Origin of the sequence: Rhodoglobus aureus (assembly GCF_039527955.1) — a bacterium.
GTDB classification, from domain to species: domain Bacteria; phylum Actinomycetota; class Actinomycetes; order Actinomycetales; family Microbacteriaceae; genus Rhodoglobus; species Rhodoglobus aureus.
The window spans coordinates 38,441-61,447 of the sequence record NZ_BAAAKW010000008.1; the positions used below are offsets into that span (position 1 = coordinate 38,441).

The window sequence follows — 23,007 nt, forward strand, 5'->3', positions numbered from 1 at the left end:
TCCCGAAAGCCCCTCGCGGAGGAAGGCAGATGGGCGTTCACTTAGATCATGAATCTTGCCCCAGATGCGGCCGTCACCATCGGCGTAGGTCCTTTGAGCATCCACGATGTAGTTGCCGTGGCACGGTATCGCGCGCCCGTCGAGCTCGATCCTGCCGCTTACGACGCGATCACCGCATCCCGAGCCGTTATCGAAGCGCTCGCTGATGATGTGCGGCCACATTACGGGGTGTCCACTGGCTTTGGGGCCCTCGCTACAAAGCACATTGCGCCCGAACAACGCGTGCAGCTTCAGCGGTCGCTCGTTCGGAGTCACGCTGCAAGCTCCGGCGCAGAGATCGATGCGGAAGTTGTTCGAGCCACCATGCTGCTTCGCCTCTCGACCATGGCGACCGGGCGCACAGGCGTGCGGCCCATTGTGGCCGAGACGTATACTGCCTTGCTCAACGCGGGCATCACGCCGATCGTTGGCGAGTACGGCAGCCTCGGCTGCTCAGGTGACTTAGCGCCTCTCGCGCACTGTGCACTTGCCGTCATGGGGGAAGGTGACGTGCGGGTTGCCGGCGAACTGTTGCCAGCATCCGCAGCGCTGCGGGCAGCAGGCATCGAACCAGTTGTATTGCACGAGAAGGAGGGCCTTGCGCTGATCAACGGCACCGATGGGATGCTCGGAATGCTGTCGCTCGCGATCACCGATCTTCAGGCACTGCTCACCACCGCCGACTTGGCTGCAGCATTGAGCGTCGAAGGTCTGGCGGGCACCGATCGCGTGTTCGCGGAAGACCTGCAGCAGCTTCGGCCGCACCCAGGTCAAGCTCACTCCGCGGCAAACATGCGTGCCGTACTTAAGGGGTCCGGCACGATTGCGGCCCACGCTAGCAATGGTTTCACCAGAGTGCAGGATGCCTATTCGCTGCGCTGTGCGCCTCAAGTGCACGGTGCAGCCCGGGACACTGTTGAACATACGACCATGGTCGCCAAGCGCGAACTAGCAAGTGCCATCGACAACCCGGTCGTCACTCTCGACGGTCGCCTCGAGTCCAACGGAAACTTCCACGGTGCGCCGGTCGGGTACGCACTCGACTTTCTCGCGATCGTGAGTGCCGATGTTGCGAGCATGAGCGAACGCCGTACCGACCGTTTTCTCGACAGCAACCGAAACGGTGGGCTCAATGCCTTCCTCGCCGGCGACCCCGGAGTCGACTCCGGGCACATGATTGCGCAGTACACGCAGGCCGGGATTGTTAGTGAGCTGAAGCGGCTCGCTGCCCCGGCATCCGTCGATTCGATTCCAACGAGCGCGATGCAAGAGGATCACGTGTCGATGGGGTGGAGCGCTGGGCTCAAACTGCGTCGCAGCATCGATGGGCTCTCGCGTGTGCTTGCGATCGAGCTACTCACGGCAGCACGCGGCATAGAGATGCGGGGCGAGACACCGTCGCCGGTTTCTGCCGCCGTCATTGATTCGATTCGTGAACGGGTACCCGGCGCGGGGCCCGATCGCTACTTAGCGCCAGACATTGCCGCGAGCGTCGAACTTGTTCAGTCTGGCGCACTGCTTGCCGCAGCCCGATCCGTCACCGACCTTCACTAGACAGCTCAGGTCACAACCCATCGATTTTCACTAGGAGCACTGATGATTACCGCACACCGTGGAAGCACGCTTAACACTCTGGGCTGGCAGCAGGAAGGCGCACTGCGCATGCTGCAAAACAACCTCGATCCTGAGGTTGCCGAACATCCAGAAGATCTCGTTGTCTACGGCGGCACGGGCAAAGCCGCTCGCGACTGGCCGAGTTATCACGCCATCGTCCGGTCGCTCACGACCCTCAAGGGCGACGAGACTCTGCTTGTTCAGTCGGGCAAACCGGTCGGCGTAATGCAGACCCACGAGTGGGCTCCGCGAGTGCTGCTGGCCAACTCCAACCTTGTAGGCGACTGGGCAAACTGGGATGAGTTCCGCCGACTCGAGCAGCTCGGTCTCACCATGTATGGCCAGATGACAGCCGGATCTTGGATCTACATCGGCACCCAGGGCATCCTGCAGGGCACCTATGAAACGTTCTCTGCGGTCGCGGCGAAGCGTTTCGGTGGAACTCTGGCTGGCACCATTACTCTCACGGCAGGCCTCGGAGGCATGGGGGGCGCCCAGCCGCTCGCCGTAACCATGAACGACGGTGTTGCGATCTGTATCGACGTGGACCAGAGCCGCATCACTCGCCGTATCGATCATGGCTACCTCGATGTCGAAGCGAAGAACCTTGGCCATGCAGTCGAATTGGCGGTTGCCGCGCGCGACGCCAAGAAACCGCTGTCGATCGGCGTTCTGGCTAACGCTGCCGCGGCCATTCCCGAGCTGCTGGCCATGGGTGCGCCCATCGATATCGTCACCGACCAGACAAGTGCGCACGACCCTCTGGCCTACCTACCATTGGGCATCGATTTTGATGACTGGGAGAACGCCAGACGTGATCCCGGTTTCGCTCAGCGCTCGCGGGAGTCGATGGCTATCCACGTTGAGGGCATGGTCGGGTTCCAGCAGCAAGGAGCCGAGGTCTTCGACTATGGCAATAACCTTCGCACTGAGGCGCTCGCGGCAGGTTACGCGAATGCGTTCGCGTTTCCGGGGTTCGTGCCGGCGTACATTCGTCCGCTCTTTGCTGAGGGCAAGGGGCCGTTCCGCTGGGCTGCGCTGAGTGGCGAGGCGAGCGACATCCATAAGACTGACAAAGCGATTCTCAAGCTCTTTCCCGAGAATGAGTCGCTGGCACGGTGGATCAAACTCGCGGGCGAACGCGTGCACTTCCAGGGTCTCCCTGCCCGCATCTGCTGGCTGGGCTATGGTGAGCGCGATAAGGCTGGCCTCCTCTTCAACGAAATGGTGTCCTCGGGTGAGCTGGCCGCGCCGCTGGCAATCGGCCGCGATCACCTGGACAGTGGCTCGGTGGCGTCGCCCTATCGCGAGACTGAGGCTATGAAAGACGGCTCCGATGCGATTGCCGACTGGCCGCTACTGAACGCTCTCGTCAACACGTCGTCGGGGGCGACCTGGGTATCGATCCATCACGGTGGTGGCGTCGGCATTGGTCGGTCGATTCACGCTGGGCAGGTCACGGTTGCTGATGGAACAGACCTCGCAGCGCAAAAGCTTGAGCGGGTTCTCACGAACGATCCGGGCATGGGGGTAATTCGTCACGTCGATGCTGGCTACGATGAGGCCATTGCGGTTGCCGACAACCTTGGCGTGCGCATCCCGATGACGGAAGGTGACAATGCTCAACTCTGATCCACTCTGGCCGCGTGCGGGGGACTGGCCATCGCCGGTTGAGGAGGAGTGGGCGGATGTCGCGCTCATTGGTATGCCGACGTCGCGCACGTCTCTCTCGCCGACGCAGGCGCACACAACTCCCCGTGCAGTTCGCGAAGTGTTGCGACGCTATGCCGCGCTGACCGAGCTTCGGATCGTAGACGCAGGCAATGTGCGCGAACCTGATCTAAACGAGCAGGGTGCGATCGAGACGGTTGCTGCGCTGCGTGCAGAGTTGGTGATTGCGCTGGGTGGCGACAATGCCACGACAGTGCCGACGGCGTTGGGGCGTTGGGGCGATGCGCTCGATACGGCGGGGTTGATCACGCTCGATGCGCACTATGACTTGCGCGACGGCACCACTAATGGTTCTCCCGTTCGGCGTCTCCTCGAAGCAGGCCTTGATGGGCGTCGCGTGGTGCAGATCGGCATCGAGCCGTTAGCCAATTCGTTGGCCTATGCCGAGCGTGCTCACGATGCGGGCATCACGGTGATTACGCGTGATGAGTTGCGGGCGCGGTCGATGGAAGACGTGATGGCACAGGCACTCGAAATCGCTGGCGCCGCTGGTGGCCCGATCCATGTCGACTGTGATGTGGATGTCTGCGATCGTTCTGTAGCTCCCGCCTGCCCGGCATCGGTCCCTGGCGGAATTTCGGCTATCGAGCTGCGCACCGCCGCTCGACTGGCTGGCGCACATTCTTCGGTGTCGTCGATCGACCTGGTCGAAGTGGATGCCGCATCCGACTCGGCTGACGAACGTACTGTTCGCTTGGTCGCTCTCTGTGTTCTTGAGGCGATTTCGGGGGTTGCGTTGCGATGACCAGCGCTGCGAAGACCGGCGGTGCTGCAACCAGCTCTGCCCCGGCGAGCACGGTGGTCGACAATATTGGTCTCTTGCTCACCCACGACGAAGAGCGCCCCGAGTTCAGCGATGCGGCGATCGTCTTCGAGAACGGTCGTGTCGCGTGGTGGGGTGCTTCAGCTGATGCACCGAGCGCGGATGCTCGTGTAGACGCCGACGGTGGTTGCGTGCTCCCGGGCTTTGTCGACAGTCATAGTCATTTGCTGTTTGCGGGCGATCGATCTGACGAGTTTGAGGCGCGCATGGCGGGGAGACGTTATGAGGCGGGCGGGATTCGTCGCACCGTTGCGCTGTCACGGGAAGCGAGCGACGAGGAGCTGCTGGCAAATGCCTCGGCTCTGGTTGCGGAGATGCGCCGTCAGGGCACCACGACGGTAGAGATCAAGAGCGGTTACGGGCTGAGTGTGCACGACGAGGCGCGAATGCTGAGGCTCGCATCCACTCTGACGACGGAGACGACGTTCCTCGGGGCTCACGTTGTCCCTACGGAGTTCACGGATGACCGCGCCGCCTACGTTCGTCTGGTCATGGGGGACATGCTCGATGCGTGTGCGCCGCACTCTCGCTGGATTGATGTCTTTTGTGACAACGGGGCGTTCACCGAAGAAGAGACGCGGGCGATCATCGGCGCTGGTCACGCACGTGGCTTGGGTGCCCGCCTGCACGGCGCGCAGCTGGGGGAATCCGGCGCGGTTCAGCTTGCGGTCGAGCTGGGGGCGGCAAGTGTCGATCACTGCACCTACCTCAGTGACGCCGATGTGGATGCGCTCGCCGGCAGCAGCACGGTCGCTGGGGTGCTCCCCGGGGTGGAGTTCTCAACGAAGCACCCCTTTGTGGATGCACGTCGGCTGCTCGACGCGGGTGTAACTGTTGCGCTGGCCAGCGATTGCAATCCCGGCTCCAGCTTCACGTCATCCATCCCGTTCTGTATCGCGCTCGCGGTGCGCGAAATGGGCATGACCACGCGAGAAGCGGTCACGGCTGCGACTCTGGGCGGTGCCAGTTCGCTGCGCCTCGACGACGTGGGGCATCTGCGGGTCGGTGCCCGAGCAAATGCCCAGATTTTGGATGCCCCGAATTACCGTCATTTGGCCTATCGTCCCGGTGTTCCGTTGGTGGCGAGCGTGTTTCTGGATGGCGTACGAGACGTTGTGAAGCACCCTCACTAAAGGGCTGCACAATTCCGACACGCCCGGGTTGCAGCAAATGCCCGGATGTGACAGACTCTTCTAGTTCAACATTTCGCCACCTCGTGTGTGCGAATCACTCCCAGGCAGTGCATAGTTCCACAACGTGTGTCTCACGCAGAGCGTGTGTCACGCAAGGTGTAGTAGCTAGGCCGCGGGGAGCAGAACCAAGCTTAACCAACTCCCCACAGCTTCTCGAAAGAGAACAGCGTCTTGAAAGAGACGATGATGCGGGGAAAGTTTGTGCCGGCTCGCTGGCCCATTCTCCTCGCGTCTACGCGGGTTGGTATCACAAGCAGTGACAGCAAGAACTTGACAGATAAATAGTGGTGCGAAAGCAGAAGTGCTGAGCGTCTCCGGATGGCAACATTCAGTGGCGAGCAGCCCAGGTGCACGCAGTGCAACCAAACGCAGTGCAACCAAAGTACTAAGGGAAGAGAGCCAGTCATGGCGGGACAGAAGATCCGCATTCGACTTAAGTCGTACGACCACGAGGTCATCGACTCGTCGGCACGCAAAATCGTTGACACGGTTACCCGCGCGGGTGCCACGGTAGTAGGCCCAGTGCCGCTGCCCACTGAGAAGAATGTGATTGCGGTTATCCGCTCTCCCCACAAGTACAAGGACAGCCGCGAGCACTTCGAGAAGCGCACACACAAGCGGCTCATCGACATCATCGACCCGACGCCCAAGGCTGTGGATTCGCTTATGCGTCTCGACCTGCCGGCCGACGTCAACATCGAGATCAAGCTTTAGCTCGCGCAGTTATTGAGCGACAGAGCCGATAAGGAAAATAATGTCTATAACTAAGACGACTAAGGGTCTGCTGGGCAAGAAGCTCGGCATGACTCAGGTTTGGGACGAGAACAACAAACTCGTTCCCGTGACCGTTGTCGAGATCACCCCGAACGTGGTTACGCAGCTGCGTACCCCCGAGGTTGATGGATACAGCGCAGTCCAGATCGCGTACGGCCAGATTGACCCTCGTAAGGTCAACAAGCCGCTCACCGGTCACTTCGACAAGGCAGGCGTAACGCCTCGCCGTCACATCACCGAGATTCGCACCCCTGACGCCGCGGAGTACACCGTCGGCCAGGAGCTTGCAGTCGACATCTTCACCCCAGGCTCAAAGGTCGACGTTGTCGGCACGAGCAAGGGTAAAGGTTTCGCCGGTGTTATGAAGCGACACAACTTCAAGGGTGTTTCTGCGAGCCACGGTTCGCACCGCAACCACCGCAAGCCTGGTTCCATTGGTGCCTCGTCGACCCCCAGCCGTGTCTTCAAGGGCATGCGCATGGCCGGTCGTATGGGTGGTGACCGGGTAACGGTCATGAACCTCGCCGTCCACGCGATCGACCTTGAGAAGGGACTCGTGCTCATCAAGGGCGCCGTTCCCGGAGCTCGCGGCCGCATCGTCTTCGTCCGCAACGCAGTGAAGGGGGCGTAGTACACATGGCTACCTCCATCGACGTCATCGACGCCAAGGGCAAGAAGGTCGACTCTGTCGAACTTCCTGCCGAGATCTTCGACGTGCAGACCAACGTTCCCCTCATCCACCAGGTTGTTGTCGCTCAGCGCGCAGCAGCACGTCAGGGTACGCACAACACCCTGCGTCGCGGTGAAGTTTCGGGTTCAGGTCGCAAGCCGTTCAAGCAGAAGGGAACCGGTCGCGCTCGTCAGGGCTCGATCCGTGCTCCTCAGATGAAGGGTGGTGGAATCGTTCACGGTCCACACCCCCGTGACTACTCACAGCGCACCCCCAAGAAGATGATTGCTGCTGCCCTTCGCGGCGCATTGTCCGACCGGGCTCGCGGTGAGCGCATTCACGTAATCGACGCTCTGTCGGTCGACAACAAGCCTTCAACGAAGACTGTTTCGGCTCTGCTTACGAGCATCGCTCCGAGCAAGAACGTTCTCGTTGTGCTTCAGCGTGAAGACGCGATCAGCCTCAAGAGCATTCGTAACCTCGACGCCGTTCACGTTCTGTCTTACGACCAGCTCAACGCCTACGACGTCGTCGTCAGTGACGACATCGTGTTTAGCAAGGGCGCTTACGACGCGTTCGTTGCGTTCAACACCAAGTCTTCGAACAAGGAAGAGGTCAGCGCATGACCGTCACGTACAAGGACCCACGCGACATCATCATCGCTCCCGTGGTTTCTGAGAAGAGCTACAACCTGATCGATATGGGTAAGTACACCTTCGAGGTAGACCCCCGTGCGAACAAGACCGAGATCAAGCTCGCTATTGAGAAGATCTTCAACGTCAAGGTCGATTCGGTCAACACGTTGAACCGTACGGGCAAGACCCGTCGTACCCGTTTCGGTATGGGCAAGCGCAAGGACACCAAGCGCGCCATCGTCACGCTCAAGTCCGGTTCCATCGACATCTTCACAGCTGTCGGCTAGGGACCAAGGAGAAACTAATGGCTATTCGCAAGTACAAGCCCACGACGCCTGGTCGCCGTGGATCCTCGGTTGCAGACTTTGCTGAGATCACTCGGTCTACCCCAGAGAAGTCGCTTCTGCGCCCTCTGCCGAAGACTGGTGGCCGCAACAACGCAGGTCGCATCACGAGCCGTCACGTTGGTGGTGGCCACAAGCGCCAGTACCGCGTCATCGACTTCAAGCGCAACGACAAAGACGGCGTAAACGCCCGCGTTGCCGAGATCGAGTACGACCCCAACCGCACCGCACGTATCGCACTGCTCCACTTTGTTGATGGCAGCAAGCGCTACATCATTGCGCCCAACAAGCTCAAGCAGGGCGACATCATCGAGTCGGGTTCTGGTGCTGACATCAAGCCAGGCAACAACCTGCCGATGAAGAACATCCCCGTGGGTACGGTCATTCACATGATCGAACTTCGCCCCGGTGCTGGCGCCAAGATGGCCCGCTCCGCTGGCGCATCTGTTCGACTCGTTGCAAAAGAGGGCCCTTATGCGCAGCTGCGTTTGCCTTCCGGAGAAATCCGCAACGTTGACGTTCGTTGCCGCGCAACGATCGGCGAGGTCGGCAATGCCGAGCAGTCGAACATCAACTGGGGTAAGGCCGGCCGTATGCGCTGGAAGGGTGTCCGCCCAACAGTGCGTGGTGTCGCCATGAACCCCGTCGACCACCCCCACGGTGGTGGTGAGGGTAAGACGTCCGGTGGACGTCACCCCGTTTCCCCTTGGGGCCAGGCAGAGGGGCGCACTCGTAAGCGCAAACTGCCTAGTGACAAGCTCATCGTTCGCCGCCGCAATGTCGGCAAGAAGCGCAAGTAGTAGGAGAGTCAGAAGATGCCACGCAGTCTGAAGAAGGGCCCCTTCGTCGACGACCACCTCCTACAAAAGGTTGTCAAGGCGAACGAAGCCAAGAGCAAAAACGTAATCAAGACCTGGTCGCGCCGCTCAATGATCGTTCCAGCAATGCTGGGTCACACGATCGCGGTGCACGATGGTCGCAAGCACATTCCGGTGTTCATCACCGAAACCATGGTTGGGCACAAGCTCGGCGAGTTTTCGCCCACCCGTACCTTCCGTGGACACGTGAAGGACGACAAGAAGGGTCGCCGCCGCTAGCGCGGTGGTGGAGGAGGTAGAGAAATGGTGGAGTCGATCGCACGCGTGCGTCACATCCGCGTGACCCCCATGAAGGCTCGTCGCGTTGTCAACATGATCCGCGGCAAGCAAGCTCAAGAAGCATTGGCAATTTTGAAGTTCGCACCTCAGGGCGCGAGCGAGCCGGTGTACAAGCTAGTTGCGTCTGCAATCGCCAACGCGCGAGTCAAAGCAGATGCTGCAAATAGCTTCTTGGACGAGCAGGATCTGATCATCTCGAAGGCGTTTGTCGATGATGGTGCCACGTTGAAGCGTTTCCAGCCGCGTGCCCAGGGCCGTGCGTTCCAGATCTTGAAGCGCACCAGCCACATCACGATTGTTCTGGCCACGCCAGACCACGTCGTTGAAGCCAAGGCCGACAAGGCAGGGAAGAAGTAATGGGACAGAAGGTAAACCCCTACGGTTTCCGTCTAGGAATCACCACCGACCACGTGTCGCGTTGGTTCTCTGACAGCACCAAGGTGGGTCAGCGTTACAGCGACTACGTTGCGGAAGATGTAAAGATCCGCAACCTGCTCAAGTCGAACCTCGACCGCGCAGGTGTTGCTCGCATTGAAATCGAGCGCACCCGTGACCGCGTCCGCGTAGACATTCACACCGCCCGTCCGGGCATTGTGATCGGTCGTCGCGGCGCAGAGGCAGAGCGTATTCGTGGAGAGCTCGAGAAGCTCTCCGGTAAGCAGATTCAGCTCAACATCCTCGAGGTCAAGAACCCCGAGGCTGAAGCTCAGCTCGTTGCCCAGGGAATCGCAGAGCAGCTCGCTGCTCGTGTTGCGTTCCGTCGTGCAATGCGTAAGGGCCTCCAGGGTGCTCAGCGCGCCGGAGCCAAGGGTGTTCGCATCCAGGTATCGGGTCGTTTGGGTGGCGCAGAAATGAGCCGCTCCGAGTACTACCGTGAAGGTCGCGTACCGCTGCACACGCTCCGCGCAAACATCGACTACGGCTTCTACGAGGCCAAGACCACTTTCGGTCGCATCGGTGTCAAGGTGTGGGTCTACAAGGGCGATATCACCAACAAGGAGCTCGCTCGCGAGCAGGCCAACCAGAAGTCGTCGCGTCCAGAACGTCGCGATGGTGGCGACCGTGGCCGTCGTACCGGCGGTCCTTCGTCCGCACCGAAGGCTGAAGCACCCAAGGCAGATGCCCCTAAGGCAGATGCACCCAAGGCAGAAGCCCCTAAGGCAGATGCAACGGCTGCAGCAGGAGTTGAGGCGTAACAATGTTGATTCCGCGTAAGGTCAAGTACCGCAAGCAGCACCACCCCTCCCGTAGCGGTCACGCTACCGGTGGAACCACGGTGTCGTTTGGCGAGTACGGTATTCAGGCTTTGACGCCGGCATACGTAACGAACCGCCAGATTGAGGCAGCTCGTATCGCTATGACGCGTCACATCAAGCGTGGTGGAAAGGTGTGGATCAACATCTACCCCGACCGCCCGCTCACCAAAAAGCCCGCTGAAACCCGCATGGGTTCCGGTAAGGGTTCGCCCGAGTGGTGGGTCGCCAACGTCAAGCCAGGTCGCGTGCTCTTTGAGCTCAGCGGCGTGGACGAGACGACTGCGCGCGAAGCACTCACTCGTGCAATTCACAAGCTGCCCCTCAAGGCACGCATCATCAAGCGCGAGGAGGGCGACGCATAATGGCGATCGGATCCAAGGAGCTAGCCCCAGTCGAGCTAGACACTTTTGAAGACGAACGACTGATTGACGAGCTGAAGAAGGCGAAGGAAGAACTTTTCAACCTTCGTTTTCAGGCCGCAACCGGTCAACTGGAAAGCCACGGACGTATTCGCGCTGTTAAGCGCGACATCGCTCGCATCTACACGGTTATCCGTGAGCGCGAGCTGGGCATCCGTGCAACCCCTGCTGCTATCGAGGCTCCTGCAAAAGAGACCAAGAAGCGCAGCACCAAGAAGGCAGAAGTAGCGGATGAAACCGCAGCGGACGCCGCTGACGAGACGAAGGAGGCGTAGTCATGGCCAAGGTTGAAGACAAGAAGACCGCGGAGACCGCCGAGGTCGCTCGTGGGTACCGCAAAACCCGTCGCGGGTTAGTGACTAGCGACAAGATGGATAAGACCATCGTTGTCATAGTCGAAGACCGCGTGAAGCACCCGTTGTACGGCAAGGTTATTCGCCGTAACTCCAAGGTGAAGGTTCACGACGAGGCCAACACGGCCGGCGTTGGTGACTCCGTACTTATCAGCGAGACCCGTCCGCTCAGCGCCACGAAGCGCTGGCGTCTGGTCGAGATCCTCGAAAAGGCTAAGTAATGCTTCAGCAGGAATCCCGAGTAAAGGTTGCCGATAACACCGGCGCCAAGGAGCTCCTCACGATTCGCGTTCTCGGTGGCTCAGGCCGTCGTTACGCAGGTCTCGGCGATGTCATTGTGGCAACCGTAAAAGACGCGATTCCTGGCGGAAACGTCAAGAAGGGTGAGGTCGTCAAGGCCGTCATCGTTCGCGTCATCAAGCAGACTCGTCGTTCCGACGGTTCATACATCAAGTTTGATGAGAACGCAGCCGTAATCCTTAAGTCCGAAAGTAGTGACCCTCGTGGTACTCGCATCTTCGGACCGGTCGGCCGTGAGCTTCGCGACAAGAAGTTCATGAAGATCATCTCTCTCGCACCGGAGGTGCTGTAGTTATGGCAAAGATTCGCAAGGGTGACCTCGTACAGGTCATCAGCGGCCCGACCGAAGAGCGCGGCGGAAGCCGTGGCAAGCAGGGTCGCGTTATCAGGGTTATCGCTGGGAAAGACCGCGTCGTCGTGGAGGGTGTCAATTTCGTCACCAAGCACGTCAAGGTCGGTCAGACTCAGCGTGGAACCAAGACCGGTGGCATCGAGACGATGGAGGCACCGATTCACGTGTCCAACATTGCTCTCGTTGACCCCGAGACCAAGCTCCCGGCACGTGTCGGCTTCACTGTCGGCACTGACGACCGCGGAAAGACCACGCGCGAGCGCTTCTTTAAGAAGTCGCGCCGCGTAGAGACCAAGAAGTCGAAGGCAGCTACGGCTGAGCCCAAGGCCTCGACGAAGGATGCCGAAACGGCAACCGAGAAGGACGCAGACTAATGACGACGACTGCACCTGCAGCTGGCAAAATCCAGCCGCGCCTTAAGCAGAAGTACCGCACTGAAATTGCGGCGCAGCTCAAGAAGGATCTTGGGTTCACCAACGTGCACCAGGTTCCGGGGATCGTTAAGGTCGTCGTTAACACTGGTGTCGGTGAAGCGGCTCGCGACGGAAAGATCATCGATGGGGCCGTCAAGGACCTCACCGCGATCACCGGTCAGAAGCCCTACGTAACGAGCGCTCGCAAGTCGATTGCTCAGTTCAAGCTCCGTGAAGGACAGCCCATTGGCGCACACGTCACCCTCCGTGGTGACCGCGCTTGGGAGTTCCTCGACCGCTTGATCTCGCTCGCGCTTCCGCGTATCCGTGACTTCCGCGGCCTTTCGGACAAGCAGTTCGATGGCAACGGTAACTACACGTTCGGCCTCACGGAGCAGTCAATGTTCCACGAGATCGATCAGGACAAGATTGACCGCGTTCGTGGTTTCGACATCACAATCGTCACCACTGCAAAGAACAACGAAGAAGGCCGTGCGCTGTTGAAGGCACTCGGATTCCCGTTCCGTTCAGCAGAGAACGCATCTAACTAACCAAGTATCACCAATCGACCAGGTCGGCCTTCGTGTAACGGATGCCGAAACCAGACGAGACAGGAAACACATAATGACAATGACAGATCCGGTCGCTGACATGCTGACCAGACTGCGCAACGCCAATTCGGCGCACCACGACAGCGTTTCAATGCCTAATAGCAAGCTGAAGTCGCGCCTGGCCGAAATGCTCAAGGCCGAGGGATACATCCTCAGTTGGAGCACCGAGGACGCTCGCGTGGGCCAGACCCTCACGATCGAACTCAAGTACGGCCCCACTCGCGAGCGTTCCATCAAGGGAATCAAGCGCGTTTCGAAGCCTGGCCTTCGTGTATACGCTCGCTCGACCGAAATCCCCAAGGTTCTTGGCGGACTCGGTGTGGCAATTTTGTCCACCTCCTCTGGTCTCTTGACCGACAAAGAGGCGACTAAGAAGGGCGTAGGTGGGGAAGTCCTCGCTTACGTGTGGTAACTCAAAATGTCACGAATCGGAAGACTTCCTATTGATGTCCCCGCTGGTGTCACTATCACCATCGATGGACAAAACGTCGCTGTGAAGGGCCCGAAGGGTGAGCTTGCGCTCACCGTCAAGGCTCCTATCGCCGTAGCGCTCGAAGAGGGCCAGGTTCTCGTAACCCGCCCCAACGACGAGCGTGAATCGCGTTCGCTTCACGGCCTCACTCGTACGCTGATCTCTAACCAGATCGTTGGTGTCACCGACGGTTACACCAAGGGCCTTGAGGTCGTTGGTACTGGTTACCGTGTTACGGCAAAGGGCAGCTCAGTCGAGTTTGCTCTCGGGTACTCACACTCGATCACCGTTGACCCGCCCGCAGGCATTAGCTTCGCGGTCGAGGGCAACAACAAACTAGTTGTCAGCGGCATCGACAAGCAGGCGGTTGGCGAAGTAGCAGCCAACATTCGTAAATTGCGCAAGCCAGAGCCCTACAAGGGCAAGGGTGTGCGCTACGCCGGCGAAGTTGTTCGTCGCAAGGCCGGAAAGAGTGGTAAGTAGACATGGCTCTCGGAACCAGAGGTAAGAGCAAGTCGGCCGCTAAGGGCCGCAGGCATGCACGTCTCCGCAAGAAGGTCGTGGGCACTGAGGTGCGCCCCCGTCTCGTGGTTACGCGTTCAGCACGTCACGTATTCGTTCAGGTTGTCGATGACTCCAAGGGTGTCACCGTAGCCTCAGCTTCGACCATGGAGTCGAGCATGCGTACATTCGATGGCGACAAGACCGCTAAGGCACGCAAGATCGGCGAAATGGTTGCCGAGCGCGCCAAGGACGCCGGTGTTGAGGCCGTCGTATTTGATCGTGGTGGAAGCCGTTACGCAGGCCGCGTTGCAGCTATCGCCGACGGAGCGCGAGAGGGTGGATTGAACCTGTGAGCGACAACGTGGACAACAAGACAACTAACAAGGAGCAGGCCGTGGCCGCTGAGGCGACTAGCGCCATCTCCGTACCTGAGGTCGTCGTAGACGCCCCAGCAACCGACGTAACGAGCGAGCCTCGCGAGGCTCGTCGTGGCGGCCGTGAGCGTGGCCCCGACCGTGGTGGCCGTGGTGGAAACAACAGCCGCGACAACGACAAGAACCAGTTCTTGGAGCGCGTCGTGACCATCAACCGTGTATCGAAGGTCGTCAAGGGTGGTCGTCGCTTTAGCTTCACCGCTCTCGTCGTCGTCGGTGACGGTAACGGAATGGTTGGTGTCGGTTACGGCAAGGCTCGTGAGGTTCCCCTCGCGATCTCGAAGGGCGTTGAAGAAGCGAAGAAGAACTTCTTCCGCGTTCCTCGCGTTGCCGCATCGATTCCTCACTCGGTCCAGGGCGAGGCTGCTGCAGGCGTAGTCCTGCTGCGTCCCGCATCCGCTGGTACCGGTGTTATCGCTGGTGGTCCGGTTCGCGCCGTACTCGAGTGCGCCGGAATTCACGACGTTCTCAGCAAGTCACTCGGTTCTTCGAACACGATCAACATCGTTCACGCAACGGTTGCAGCACTCAAGCAGCTCGAAGAGCCTCGCTCGGTTGCCGCTCGTCGTGGGCTCGATGCAGAACACGTTATCCCGGCACGCTTGCTGCGCGCCGAGGCTGAAGCTAAGGCAGGTGTCTGATGGCTGGTCGCCTGAAGGTAACCCAAATCAAGTCCAAAATTAGTGAGAAGCAGAACCAACGCGACACGCTGCGGAGCCTTGGGCTCAAGCGCATCGGTTCCGTTGTTGTGCGCGAGGACAACTCGCAGAACCGTGGTTACGTCAACACGGTCGCTCACCTTGTCAAGGTCGAGGAGATTGACTAATGGCTGACGAGAAAGAAACTCCAAAGAAGGCTGCAGCCCCTAAGGCTGCTGCCGCGAAGAAGGACGCACCTGCGAAGGCACCCGCTGCCAAGAAGGCTGCTCCTGCTAAGGCAACGACGGCTAAGGCAACTACGGCTAAGACGACTACGGCTAAGGCTGCAGCTGACAAGCCTGCTACCAAGGCTCCTGCCGCAAAGTCCTCGACCGCCAAGAAGGCGTCGAGCGACGATGTTGCAAGTCGCCCGCAGGTTCTGAAGATGCACCACCTCCGTCCTGCCGCTGGCGCAAAGAAAGGCCGTATGCGTGTCGGCCGTGGTGAAGGCTCCAAGGGTAAGACCGCGGGTCGTGGAACCAAGGGAACAAAGGCGCGTTACAACATGCGTCTCGGCTTCGAAGCTGGAAACATCAACTTCGTTATGCGTGCACCTAAGTTGCGCGGATTTAAGAACCCGTTCCGCGTTGAGTACCAGGTTGTAAACCTCGAAAAGCTCGCGGAACTTTACCCCAAGGGTGGCGATGTAACCATTGCTGATCTCGTGTCGAAGGGCGCCGTTCGCAAGAACGAAAAGGTCAAGGTTCTTGGTCAAGGTGATATTGCGGTTAAGCTGAATGTTGCAGTTGACAAGGTCTCCGGCTCTGCTGAGCAGAAGATCGTTGCGGCCGGCGGTTCGGTCAAGTAACTGTCACTGCGCGAGACATTAGTGTCGCGCTGGTCACAACAGTGACCAAAGCAGACTGTATGGGTGGGGAATCCCGCATAAGGGATTCCCCATTCGCCCGCAGTACATAGATAAATCGGAGGCCTTGTGTTCACAGCTATCGCGCGGATTGTCCGCACGCCTGACCTTCGCAGGAAGATCGGGTTCACGCTAGGCATCATTGCGCTGTTTAGGCTTGGCTCCTTTATCCCGGCGCCGTTCGTCGACTTTGGCAACGTTCAGCTGTGTCTTGCAGCTAACTCGTCAAGCGGTGGGCTGTATGACCTCATCAACCTCTTTAGTGGTGGGGCGCTCCTTCAACTTTCTGTATTTGCACTCGGAATCATGCCGTACATCACGGCGTCGATCATCGTGCAACTACTTCGTGTGGTCATCCCACACTTCGAAACTCTTCACAAAGAGGGCCAGTCAGGCCAGTCAACGCTGACTCAGTACACGCGTTACCTCACGATCGCTCTGGCGATCCTTCAGTCGACAACGCTGATCACGGTTGCTCGAAGTGGCGCCCTGTTCCAGTCCGCTGGAGTTGCTGAATGTAGCCAACTCATCACGAATGATGCGTGGTACGCGATCCTTCTCATGGTCATTACGATGACCGCAGGAACCGGCCTCATCATGTGGATGGGCGAATTGGTAACCGAGCGCGGAATTGGCAACGGAATGTCGTTGCTGATCTTCACCTCGATCGCAGCAACCTTCCCGAGCGCACTCTGGGGCATTTACGTCAGCAGCGGGATCGAAATTTTCGTTCTCGTATTGCTCATGGGCATCCTGATTATGGGCGCTGTGGTATTCGTGGAACAGTCGCAACGACGCATTCCCGTTCAGTACGCCAAGCGGATGGTCGGCCGACGTACCTACGGCGGCAACAACACCTATATCCCTATCAAGGTCAACATGGCGGGTGTGATCCCCGTGATCTTCGCTTCGTCGCTGTTGTACCTGCCCGCCTTGATCGCAAACTTCAACCAGCCACAAGCTGGCGAAACGTCTGCAGCGTGGGTCGTCTGGATTCAGAACAACCTAGTTTCCGGCGATAGCCCGATCTACATGATCGGCTACTTCATGCTGATCGTTGGCTTCACGTACTTCTACGTCGCGATCACGTTCAACCCTGAAGAGGTCGCCGACAACATGAAGAAGTATGGCGGCTTCATCCCCGGTATTCGCGCCGGTCGACCGACCGCAGAATACCTCGACTACGTTTTGACTCGCGTTACCTTGCCCGGCTCGCTTTACCTCGGCATTGTGGCGTTGATCCCGTTGATTGCGTTTGTTCTTATCGGGGCCAACCAGAATTTCCCATTCGGCGGAGCAAGCATTCTGATTATCGTTGGTGTCGGTCTTGAGACCGTCAAGCAGATCGATTCGCAGTTGCAGCAGCGCCATTACGAAGGTTTGTTGCGTTGACACGACTCCTATTGATTGGCCCCCCTGGTGCAGGCAAGGGCACTCAAGCAGCGCGCCTCGCAGAGATTTACGGAATTCCCGCGATCTCGACAGGTGACATCTTTCGCAGCAACGTCAAGAATGGCACCGAGCTAGGTACCAAAGCGAAGGCATTTATGGATGCCGGCGACAACGTTCCTGATTCGCTGACAAACGAACTCATTCGCGATCGTCTTGAGGACGCTGACGCGCAAGATGGTTTCTTGCTTGACGGTTACCCGAGAACTACCGATCAGGTCCGCGAGCTCGACGCATTCTTGGCTAGCCACGGTGCTGCCCTCGATTCTGTTGTTGAGCTTGAGGCAGACCCCGAAGTTGTTGTTGCTCGACTGCGCAAGCGTGCTCTCGAGCAGGGCCGCAGCGACGACACCGAGGCGGTTGTCCGTCACCGCCTCGAGGTCTACAGCGAGCAGACTGCGCCGCTCATCAACGTTTATGCCACTCGCGAAGTGCTCGTCACGATCGACGCGCTTGGCGAGATTGACGCCGTTACGGCACGCATTACCGAGGCTCTTGTTGAGCGCGGCATTGTTGCGGCCGACGCTCCCTCTCGCTAGTACTCTGCGTCGGTGGCGGGTGCTGCTGGTAGCTGCCGCTACTATGTGAATCGCTGCCCGCGACGCGACAAAAAGGGGATTGACCATGGCGAACGATGGTCCAAGTTCTGAGCTGCAACCTGAACCTTCGAGTCCGTCTACAGCAGACGTCCAGCCGGCGCCGTTTTCAGACGCTGCACCGGCAGAATCGGCGGACACAGACGTTCCTCCTTCTCCCCAGGCCCCGGAACCTGACGCAGATTCGGTCTTGTCTGCTGAAAAGAAACCCAAAAAACGGCGCGGTGCAATAGTCGCAATCGTCTTGCTGGCCCTAGCGTTCTTAGTCGCGATTACTCTATTCGTGTTTTCCTCTATCCGGCTCGAGCAAGCTTTGGACATTGTCGAGCTGAGAGATCAGAAGATCAACGAGCAGAGTGAGCTCATTGATGAAAAGCAAACTTTCGGCCTAGCGATGGACAACCTTATGGCGGTCGTGGCCGAATACGAAGGTGTTCGTGTCGGGGGACTGGTCCACCTCGAGCGCTACGAGGGGTGGGCGCAGCAAACCTGGAAGGACAGGTGGGATGCGCAAGAGGTGCGCGAAGACACAATACGTGTTGAGGAAACCAGTATGGCGCTCGACGAGGCACTAGCTGCCGCCAAAGTGAACGCATCCACGAATACCACAGGCACGACAATGGAGGCTGTCACCGATTCGCTTGGCATGGGCTTCGCCAATTCAGCTCTCGATGATGCTGACACTCTCTGCGGGCAGGACGTCGCTGGATGCGTGACGTCTGACGACCCTTATACGGCGCACTACGATGCGGAATCTGACAAGCGACCGTATATGAACAAGTGGCTGCGCACTGGACTCGCCCATCACGAGTACGCGCACGTGCTGCAGTTCACTAACCCAGAAGCGACCGAAAAGGCTGTGGGGACTTTCACTGCAAGCGCGACCGCGGATGCTCCTGACTACGAGATCATGGCGGACTGCTTCGCACTTACCTTTCTTGACGGCTGGGAGATTGAACAAACCGTTTGGGTTAGTGCGTATGAGTACTGGGAGATCACAGGGTACGGGTACACCTGCAACGCTAGCCAAAAACAGATAATTCGCGATTGGTACGCGGCAATCGCCTTCATTCCTCGCACGGTCACACAGTAGTCTCCAACGCCGAACGCGCTGCTAGTTTTCGATTCCGCGCGCTAGTTCGTCGATGAAGGTCGGGAAGTCGACTGCGTTTCGCACGAGCTGCTGCACGTAATCGCGATCAGAAAACACTGTAACGAACTGGTGGAATACGGTTTGGAACGTCGTTCTTCCTGCCGCGCTAAAAGCGATGAGTGCGATCACGTTCACGCGATTCTCACCCCACTGCATCGGTGTTTCGTTGATAACGATGCTGATCGCGGTGCGGTGGGCGTTCATCGTCATCGCATGCGGTACGGCGAGGGTGTCTGTGAAGGCGGTCGACGACATCCGTTCTCGTTCGATCGCACCGGTGATGTAGCTGTGGTCAATAACTCCGGCTTCGATCATGCGTTGTCCCAGAGCGGCGATCATTGCCTCTTCGCTCGGCGCCGTGAAGTTTCGAAGGAACAGCGCAGGATCAAAGAACCGCATTAGTTCGTCGGTGAGCGCACGGCGACGGCGTTGCCTTCGCACCCGGCCGATGGTCTTGCGAATGCTGTCGACGTCTGTTTCCGTGAGGAACGGCTGAATGAGCACTACATTGTCGGCGAAGGAGCGCAGGTCGATAGTGGTGAGCACCAGGTCGGTCGAAAGCTCAGTGAGATCTACATCGGTGCGTGTGATGACGATGCGGAGTTGCAACTCTTCGCCCAATACGGCCTCGATGCGATCACGGAGTATGACGTGCAGGTCGTGGTAATTGGGGCAGACGAGGGCAGCAGTCAGCCGAACTTCACGTTTGTTTTGACGCTCTAGGTGAGACCCTACATGGAGAGCGATGTACGAAATCTCGTCATCGTGAACGGTGATTCCCTCGCTGCGTTGAACCTCGGCGGCGATAAAGACAGCCAGTTCATAGATCATCGGATAGGTCGTCTTGATGGACCGTGTCATCGGATTGCGCGAGTAGGAAAGATCTTGCGCGCGCGCAATCAGATTGCGCACGTGCAATGACAACCGCAGGATGAAGTCGTCGTCGTCGAGATCAACGAGGTATTCCTCGCCCACATGGTGCACAGTTCGCCGCATGCGGGTGATCAGTTCCTCGAGATCCACGTCGGGGGCCTCATCGGTTGTGATGGCCCGGGTGATAACTCGAGTAGTGAGGAGAGTTTCGATTTCGGTGAGCTCATCGCGTGCGAGGTTCACAGAAAAGTGCGTCGAGATGAGCGCGGCGAGTTCGTTGGAAAATTCCGGCGCAGAGTCAGCGAGAATCGGGCTGGTTGGGGAGGTGCGATCTGCGGCGATTGCGACGTGGAGCAATACGTGGTTGATGCCGTATTCGTTCACAAAGTAGCCGTGCGAATCGAGGAGGTCGAGCAACGAAGTTTTAAAGGCGCGCAGGTCAGATGTCTCAAACTCGCGCTGGATGCTCGCTAGCTCCAGAAACCCTTGGGTGTCTTCGTGGCGGAACATCTTGCTCAAGAGGCGCCGCAGATTTGGTTCCGTGCCCGACAGAATCACGAGGGCACCGCGTCTGGCGAGGGTGAGCCCCTCTTCAGCGACGGAAGTCTTGATCTTGCGCAGGTCCGCTTCGATCGTTGACTCGCTGACGAAGAAGCTCTCTGCGAGGGCATGGATGTCGACGCCCTCCGGGGCATCCCCAAGCCGTCGAACGAGATGGTACTGGCGATCGCGGGGGCGCTCCGTGTCTCGAGTCGATGCGCTCTTGAGGAACTCTGCGTAGTTCTCTCGGTGCAGACGGTAGCCGGCTGTCGACGATTCGATGACTTCGAGGGGAAGCGCAGAGGACTTTACCGCGGTGACGTAGCTGCGCACGCTGCGAGTTGTGACCCCGAGCTTGTCTGCGAGCTCGGCAGCAGTCACCCACCCCTCTGCCTGGGCGAGGTGTTCGATTAGTCGCGCATGGTTATCGAGCATCAGGTAACTATTCTCTCGTATGAACGTTTCCGCCGGTGCGGAATGTTCTCTATTGGAAGTGTCATGCCCGCTCACGCCACGATAGAGATTGGAAAAAGTTCGAGTGGTGCTCGCGAGGAGGCGACAACATGTCATCAGTGCTGGTTGTGTGCGGTGCAGGTGCTTCAAGCACTTTTTTGGCGCACGCTCTTCGCAATCAAGCGGCCGTGCGCGGCATCCAACACACGTTCATCCCGGCAAGCGTCGCAGCACTGAGTGTGCCGCTGACATCAGTGGATGTCGTGTTGGTGAGCGCACATGTGACTGACTTCTTTGAGCAGGCGAAAAACGCGGCCGAATTGATCGGGGCAACTGCTGTGCAGCTTCCCACCCTAAATTTCACTGCCGCCGGCGCTGACATTGTGCTCGACCTTCTTGCTTCTCTCCCTCACATAACCATAGAAAGCGGCAATCATGGCTGAACACACACTTAAGGTGGCGTCATCGCATGGGCTCCACGCTCGTCCGGCTTCGCTATTCACGCAAGCGGTCGCAGCATCCGGGCTTGACGTCACTATTTCTAAAGGCGACAAGTCAGTCAACGCTGCCAGCATCCTGAGCGTCATATCGCTCGGTGTGAGCCACGGTGACGAAGTCACTATCTCAGCGGACGGCGAAGGCGCTGACGCAGTTATCGCCGAGCTCACCGAAATTCTCAGTACCGATCACGACGAAAACTAGTCGTGTTCGGTCGTTTCCGTAGCAGTATCCCAACATCACAGATATCGGAGTAAAAAAATGACAACGTCGTCTACGACCGCCACGACTGGCGGTGCGCGCGTAGGAGTCCAGAAATTTGGAACCTTCGTCAGCGGAATGGTGATGCCGAACATTGCGGCATTCATCGCATGGGGCTTCATCACCGCACTGTTCATCCAGACTGGTTGGTTGCCGTTGCTCGGCATTGACCCGGTCTGGGTTCAGCAACTCGGTGGTTGGAGCCTTGATCCTGAAGTAACCAACACCGGTCTTGTTGGCCCGATGATCATCTACCTGCTCCCACTCTTAATTGCTAACACCGGTGGCCGCATGGTCTACGGAACCCGCGGAGGAGTTATCGGAACGATCGCAACGATGGGTGTCATCATCGGTGCCGGTATCCCCATGTTCTTGGGTGCCATGATCGTTGGACCCGGTGCTGCTTGGGTGATGAAGAAGATTGATGGTCTCTGGGCTGGCAAAATTCGTGCCGGCTTCGAGATGCTCGTCGACAACTTCTCCGGTGGAATCGTCGGCATGTTGCTCGCCATTGCATCCTTCTTCCTGATCGCGCCGATCGTAACCGCGATCAGCAACGGCCTCGAAGGCATCATCGGCTTCCTTGTTGACAACGGACTGCTTCCGCTGGCTAGCGTTTTCGTTGAGCCCGGCAAGATCCTCTTCCTCAACAACGCCATCAACCACGGTGTGTTCACGCCGCTGGGAACTGCGGAGTCGCTGGAAAAGGGACAGTCGATCCTCTTCCTTATCGAAGCAAACCCTGGCCCCGGCCTTGGTATCTTGCTCGCCTTCTTGGTGTTCGGCGTTGGACTGCTGCGCGCAAGCGCTCCCGGTGCGATCCTGATCCACTTCGTTGGTGGTATTCACGAGATCTACTTCCCCTACGTATTGGCTAAGCCGCTTCTGGTTGTTGCCGCTATCGCTGGTGGAGCTACTGGTGTTCTCACGAACGTCATCTTCCAGTCCGGTCTGCGCGCTCCGGCGTCACCTGGATCGATCATTGCGGTTATCGCACAGACACCTCCAGGAAGCATCGTCGGCGTACTGCTCTCGGTTGTCTTCTCGGCTGCAGTGTCGTTCGCAGTTGCTGCTGTCATCATCCGTGCTGGTCGCAAGCGTGACCTCGAGGCGATGGCTAACGGTGATGACGCACTTGCTGCCGCTGTTGCAAAGAACGAGGCCAACAAGGGCCGCGACAGCTCGGTTGGCGGACTGCTCAGCACGGGTGCCGCAGCCGGTGCCGCTGGTGCAGCGACCGCAACGAAGATCCAGAACATTGTGTTCGCTTGCGACGCCGGTATGGGTTCGAGTGCAATGGGGGCTACGGTTCTGCGCAACAAGTTCGCGAAAGCTGGCATCGAAGGTGTCAACGTCACGAACAAGGCAATCGCAAACCTGGATGGTACGGAAGACCTCATCATCACTCAGGACCAGCTGACGGATCGCGCTAAGCACAAGGTTCCCGGCGCAATCCATGTTTCAGTTGATAACTTCATGAACAGTCCGAAATACGATGAAGTCGTAGACATGGTTAGCAAGTAACAG

Annotated in this window: 30 protein-coding genes and 1 pseudogene; 30 read left to right on the forward strand and 1 reads right to left on the reverse strand. The window is 58.7% G+C overall.

Features of this window, described 5'->3' with window-relative positions; genetic code table 11:
- Positions 1–48: 48 nt before the first annotated feature.
- From hutH to ABD112_RS01710, 27 genes and pseudogenes are all read left to right on the forward strand, one after another.
- Positions 49–1,593 carry a histidine ammonia-lyase gene (hutH, locus tag ABD112_RS01580; protein ID WP_343922588.1) on the forward strand — a complete coding sequence of 515 codons (1,545 nt, stop codon included), beginning with the start codon at positions 49–51 and terminating at the stop codon, positions 1,591–1,593.
- Between the two features lie 42 nt (positions 1,594–1,635).
- The gene (hutU, locus tag ABD112_RS01585) at positions 1,636–3,285 is read left to right on the forward strand and encodes a urocanate hydratase (protein WP_343922590.1); all 1,650 of its coding nucleotides are present in this window, start codon (positions 1,636–1,638) and stop codon (positions 3,283–3,285) included.
- A complete protein-coding gene (locus tag ABD112_RS01590; RefSeq protein WP_343922592.1) occupies positions 3,272–4,129 on the forward strand; it encodes an arginase family protein in 858 nt (285 codons plus the stop codon). The genes hutU and ABD112_RS01590 overlap by 14 nt, the downstream gene beginning before the upstream one ends.
- Positions 4,126–5,340 (forward strand): imidazolonepropionase, encoded by a 1,215-nt coding sequence (hutI, locus tag ABD112_RS01595; protein WP_343922594.1) that lies wholly within the window; start codon positions 4,126–4,128, stop codon positions 5,338–5,340. Before ABD112_RS01590 ends, hutI begins: the two co-directional genes overlap by 4 nt.
- Positions 5,341–5,805: 465 nt before the next feature.
- A complete protein-coding gene (rpsJ, locus tag ABD112_RS01600) occupies positions 5,806–6,114 on the forward strand; it encodes a 30S ribosomal protein S10 (RefSeq protein WP_009773132.1) in 309 nt (102 codons plus the stop codon).
- 40 nt (positions 6,115–6,154) lie between these two features.
- Positions 6,155–6,805 (forward strand): 50S ribosomal protein L3, encoded by a 651-nt coding sequence (rplC, locus tag ABD112_RS01605; protein WP_343922599.1) that lies wholly within the window; start codon positions 6,155–6,157, stop codon positions 6,803–6,805.
- A gap of 5 nt (positions 6,806–6,810) precedes the next feature.
- Positions 6,811–7,470 carry a 50S ribosomal protein L4 gene (gene rplD, locus ABD112_RS01610; protein WP_343922601.1) on the forward strand — a complete coding sequence of 220 codons (660 nt, stop codon included), beginning with the start codon at positions 6,811–6,813 and terminating at the stop codon, positions 7,468–7,470.
- Positions 7,467–7,766, forward strand: coding sequence for a 50S ribosomal protein L23 (gene rplW, locus ABD112_RS01615; RefSeq protein WP_009773129.1), 300 nt, complete (start codon positions 7,467–7,469; stop codon positions 7,764–7,766). The genes rplD and rplW overlap by 4 nt, the downstream gene beginning before the upstream one ends.
- Before the next feature lie 17 nt (positions 7,767–7,783).
- On the forward strand, positions 7,784–8,623 hold the full coding sequence (rplB, locus tag ABD112_RS01620) for a 50S ribosomal protein L2 (protein ID WP_343922604.1): 840 nt from the start codon (positions 7,784–7,786) through the stop codon (positions 8,621–8,623).
- Positions 8,624–8,638: 15 nt separating this feature from the next.
- Positions 8,639–8,920: a 30S ribosomal protein S19 gene (rpsS, locus tag ABD112_RS01625; protein WP_009773127.1), complete on the forward strand. Its 282-nt coding sequence runs from the start codon at positions 8,639–8,641 to the stop codon at positions 8,918–8,920.
- 24 nt (positions 8,921–8,944) lie between these two features.
- Positions 8,945–9,337 carry a 50S ribosomal protein L22 gene (rplV, locus tag ABD112_RS01630; RefSeq protein ID WP_343922606.1) on the forward strand — a complete coding sequence of 131 codons (393 nt, stop codon included), beginning with the start codon at positions 8,945–8,947 and terminating at the stop codon, positions 9,335–9,337.
- The gene (gene rpsC, locus ABD112_RS01635) at positions 9,337–10,176 is read left to right on the forward strand and encodes a 30S ribosomal protein S3 (RefSeq protein WP_343922608.1); all 840 of its coding nucleotides are present in this window, start codon (positions 9,337–9,339) and stop codon (positions 10,174–10,176) included. Before rplV ends, rpsC begins: the two co-directional genes overlap by 1 nt.
- 2 nt (positions 10,177–10,178) lie before the next feature.
- Positions 10,179–10,598 (forward strand): 50S ribosomal protein L16, encoded by a 420-nt coding sequence (gene rplP, locus ABD112_RS01640; protein ID WP_009773124.1) that lies wholly within the window; start codon positions 10,179–10,181, stop codon positions 10,596–10,598.
- A complete protein-coding gene (gene rpmC / locus ABD112_RS01645) occupies positions 10,598–10,930 on the forward strand; it encodes a 50S ribosomal protein L29 (RefSeq protein ID WP_343922610.1) in 333 nt (110 codons plus the stop codon). The genes rplP and rpmC overlap by 1 nt, the downstream gene beginning before the upstream one ends.
- Positions 10,931–10,932: 2 nt before the next feature.
- The gene (gene rpsQ / locus ABD112_RS01650; protein WP_009773122.1) at positions 10,933–11,229 is read left to right on the forward strand and encodes a 30S ribosomal protein S17; all 297 of its coding nucleotides are present in this window, start codon (positions 10,933–10,935) and stop codon (positions 11,227–11,229) included.
- Positions 11,229–11,600 (forward strand): 50S ribosomal protein L14, encoded by a 372-nt coding sequence (rplN, locus tag ABD112_RS01655; protein WP_343922613.1) that lies wholly within the window; start codon positions 11,229–11,231, stop codon positions 11,598–11,600. Before rpsQ ends, rplN begins: the two co-directional genes overlap by 1 nt.
- 2 nt (positions 11,601–11,602) lie before the next feature.
- Positions 11,603–11,938 (forward strand): annotated as a pseudogene (gene rplX, locus ABD112_RS01660) (50S ribosomal protein L24); the annotation flags it as partial.
- A 95-nt stretch (positions 11,939–12,033) separates the two neighbouring features.
- Complete coding sequence (gene rplE, locus ABD112_RS01665) at positions 12,034–12,624, forward strand: 50S ribosomal protein L5 (protein ID WP_343922615.1); 591 nt, start codon at positions 12,034–12,036, stop codon at positions 12,622–12,624.
- Between the two features lie 73 nt (positions 12,625–12,697).
- Positions 12,698–13,096: a 30S ribosomal protein S8 gene (gene rpsH, locus ABD112_RS01670; protein WP_010203816.1), complete on the forward strand. Its 399-nt coding sequence runs from the start codon at positions 12,698–12,700 to the stop codon at positions 13,094–13,096.
- A gap of 6 nt (positions 13,097–13,102) precedes the next feature.
- A complete protein-coding gene (gene rplF / locus ABD112_RS01675; protein WP_009773117.1) occupies positions 13,103–13,639 on the forward strand; it encodes a 50S ribosomal protein L6 in 537 nt (178 codons plus the stop codon).
- 2 nt (positions 13,640–13,641) lie between these two features.
- On the forward strand, positions 13,642–14,013 hold the full coding sequence (rplR, locus tag ABD112_RS01680) for a 50S ribosomal protein L18 (protein ID WP_341952855.1): 372 nt from the start codon (positions 13,642–13,644) through the stop codon (positions 14,011–14,013).
- Positions 14,010–14,735 (forward strand): 30S ribosomal protein S5, encoded by a 726-nt coding sequence (gene rpsE, locus ABD112_RS01685; protein WP_010203812.1) that lies wholly within the window; start codon positions 14,010–14,012, stop codon positions 14,733–14,735. Before rplR ends, rpsE begins: the two co-directional genes overlap by 4 nt.
- Positions 14,735–14,920, forward strand: a complete 186-nt coding sequence (gene rpmD, locus ABD112_RS01690) for a 50S ribosomal protein L30 (protein ID WP_009773114.1) — start codon at positions 14,735–14,737, stop codon at positions 14,918–14,920. Before rpsE ends, rpmD begins: the two co-directional genes overlap by 1 nt.
- Positions 14,920–15,600 (forward strand): 50S ribosomal protein L15, encoded by a 681-nt coding sequence (rplO, locus tag ABD112_RS01695; RefSeq protein WP_343922621.1) that lies wholly within the window; start codon positions 14,920–14,922, stop codon positions 15,598–15,600. Before rpmD ends, rplO begins: the two co-directional genes overlap by 1 nt.
- Positions 15,601–15,726: 126 nt before the next feature.
- Positions 15,727–17,049, forward strand: coding sequence for a preprotein translocase subunit SecY (gene secY / locus ABD112_RS01700; RefSeq protein ID WP_343922623.1), 1,323 nt, complete (start codon positions 15,727–15,729; stop codon positions 17,047–17,049).
- On the forward strand, positions 17,046–17,645 hold the full coding sequence (locus ABD112_RS01705) for an adenylate kinase (protein ID WP_343922624.1): 600 nt from the start codon (positions 17,046–17,048) through the stop codon (positions 17,643–17,645). The genes secY and ABD112_RS01705 overlap by 4 nt, the downstream gene beginning before the upstream one ends.
- Before the next feature lie 340 nt (positions 17,646–17,985).
- Positions 17,986–18,795, forward strand: a complete 810-nt coding sequence (locus ABD112_RS01710) for a hypothetical protein (protein ID WP_343922626.1) — start codon at positions 17,986–17,988, stop codon at positions 18,793–18,795.
- Positions 18,796–18,816: 21 nt separating this feature from the next.
- Here ABD112_RS01710 and ABD112_RS01715 read toward each other — a convergent pair whose 3' ends face one another.
- Positions 18,817–20,703 (reverse strand): BglG family transcription antiterminator, encoded by a 1,887-nt coding sequence (locus tag ABD112_RS01715; RefSeq protein WP_343922627.1) that lies wholly within the window; start codon positions 20,701–20,703, stop codon positions 18,817–18,819.
- A 128-nt stretch (positions 20,704–20,831) separates the two neighbouring features.
- Here ABD112_RS01715 and ABD112_RS01720 point away from each other — a divergent pair, with 128 nt between their 5' ends.
- Genes ABD112_RS01720 through ABD112_RS01730 form a run of 3 tightly spaced genes read left to right on the forward strand, consistent with a single transcriptional unit; the run spans position 20,832 to position 23,004 of the window.
- Positions 20,832–21,164, forward strand: a complete 333-nt coding sequence (locus ABD112_RS01720; RefSeq protein ID WP_343922628.1) for a PTS sugar transporter subunit IIB — start codon at positions 20,832–20,834, stop codon at positions 21,162–21,164.
- Positions 21,157–21,423: an HPr family phosphocarrier protein gene (locus ABD112_RS01725; protein WP_343922629.1), complete on the forward strand. Its 267-nt coding sequence runs from the start codon at positions 21,157–21,159 to the stop codon at positions 21,421–21,423. Before ABD112_RS01720 ends, ABD112_RS01725 begins: the two co-directional genes overlap by 8 nt.
- 57 nt (positions 21,424–21,480) lie before the next feature.
- Positions 21,481–23,004 (forward strand): PTS mannitol transporter subunit IIBC, encoded by a 1,524-nt coding sequence (locus ABD112_RS01730; protein ID WP_343922631.1) that lies wholly within the window; start codon positions 21,481–21,483, stop codon positions 23,002–23,004.
- Positions 23,005–23,007: the final 3 nt, after the last annotated feature.

Coding starts and splice junctions, on each gene's coding strand:
- rplP (WP_009773124.1), top strand. CDS start 10,179: ATGTTGATTCCGCGTAAGGTCAAGTACCGCAAGCAGCACCACCCCTCC.
- hutI (WP_343922594.1), top strand. CDS start 4,126: ATGACCAGCGCTGCGAAGACCGGCGGTGCTGCAACCAGCTCTGCCCCG.
- rpsC (WP_343922608.1), top strand. CDS start 9,337: ATGGGACAGAAGGTAAACCCCTACGGTTTCCGTCTAGGAATCACCACC.
- rplW (WP_009773129.1), top strand. CDS start 7,467: ATGACCGTCACGTACAAGGACCCACGCGACATCATCATCGCTCCCGTG.
- ABD112_RS01730 (WP_343922631.1), top strand. CDS start 21,481: ATGACAACGTCGTCTACGACCGCCACGACTGGCGGTGCGCGCGTAGGA.
- rplV (WP_343922606.1), top strand. CDS start 8,945: ATGGTGGAGTCGATCGCACGCGTGCGTCACATCCGCGTGACCCCCATG.
- rpmC (WP_343922610.1), top strand. CDS start 10,598: ATGGCGATCGGATCCAAGGAGCTAGCCCCAGTCGAGCTAGACACTTTT.
- ABD112_RS01715 (WP_343922627.1), bottom strand. CDS start 20,703: ATGCTCGATAACCATGCGCGACTAATCGAACACCTCGCCCAGGCAGAG.
- rpsQ (WP_009773122.1), top strand. CDS start 10,933: ATGGCCAAGGTTGAAGACAAGAAGACCGCGGAGACCGCCGAGGTCGCT.
- ABD112_RS01590 (WP_343922592.1), top strand. CDS start 3,272: ATGCTCAACTCTGATCCACTCTGGCCGCGTGCGGGGGACTGGCCATCG.
- hutH (WP_343922588.1), top strand. CDS start 49: ATGAATCTTGCCCCAGATGCGGCCGTCACCATCGGCGTAGGTCCTTTG.
- ABD112_RS01725 (WP_343922629.1), top strand. CDS start 21,157: ATGGCTGAACACACACTTAAGGTGGCGTCATCGCATGGGCTCCACGCT.
- rplE (WP_343922615.1), top strand. CDS start 12,034: ATGACGACGACTGCACCTGCAGCTGGCAAAATCCAGCCGCGCCTTAAG.
- ABD112_RS01720 (WP_343922628.1), top strand. CDS start 20,832: ATGTCATCAGTGCTGGTTGTGTGCGGTGCAGGTGCTTCAAGCACTTTT.
- rplC (WP_343922599.1), top strand. CDS start 6,155: ATGTCTATAACTAAGACGACTAAGGGTCTGCTGGGCAAGAAGCTCGGC.
- hutU (WP_343922590.1), top strand. CDS start 1,636: ATGATTACCGCACACCGTGGAAGCACGCTTAACACTCTGGGCTGGCAG.
- rplN (WP_343922613.1), top strand. CDS start 11,229: ATGCTTCAGCAGGAATCCCGAGTAAAGGTTGCCGATAACACCGGCGCC.
- rpsJ (WP_009773132.1), top strand. CDS start 5,806: ATGGCGGGACAGAAGATCCGCATTCGACTTAAGTCGTACGACCACGAG.
- rplD (WP_343922601.1), top strand. CDS start 6,811: ATGGCTACCTCCATCGACGTCATCGACGCCAAGGGCAAGAAGGTCGAC.
- rpmD (WP_009773114.1), top strand. CDS start 14,735: ATGGCTGGTCGCCTGAAGGTAACCCAAATCAAGTCCAAAATTAGTGAG.
- rpsH (WP_010203816.1), top strand. CDS start 12,698: ATGACAATGACAGATCCGGTCGCTGACATGCTGACCAGACTGCGCAAC.
- rplF (WP_009773117.1), top strand. CDS start 13,103: ATGTCACGAATCGGAAGACTTCCTATTGATGTCCCCGCTGGTGTCACT.
- rplB (WP_343922604.1), top strand. CDS start 7,784: ATGGCTATTCGCAAGTACAAGCCCACGACGCCTGGTCGCCGTGGATCC.
- rplR (WP_341952855.1), top strand. CDS start 13,642: ATGGCTCTCGGAACCAGAGGTAAGAGCAAGTCGGCCGCTAAGGGCCGC.
- rplO (WP_343922621.1), top strand. CDS start 14,920: ATGGCTGACGAGAAAGAAACTCCAAAGAAGGCTGCAGCCCCTAAGGCT.
- rpsS (WP_009773127.1), top strand. CDS start 8,639: ATGCCACGCAGTCTGAAGAAGGGCCCCTTCGTCGACGACCACCTCCTA.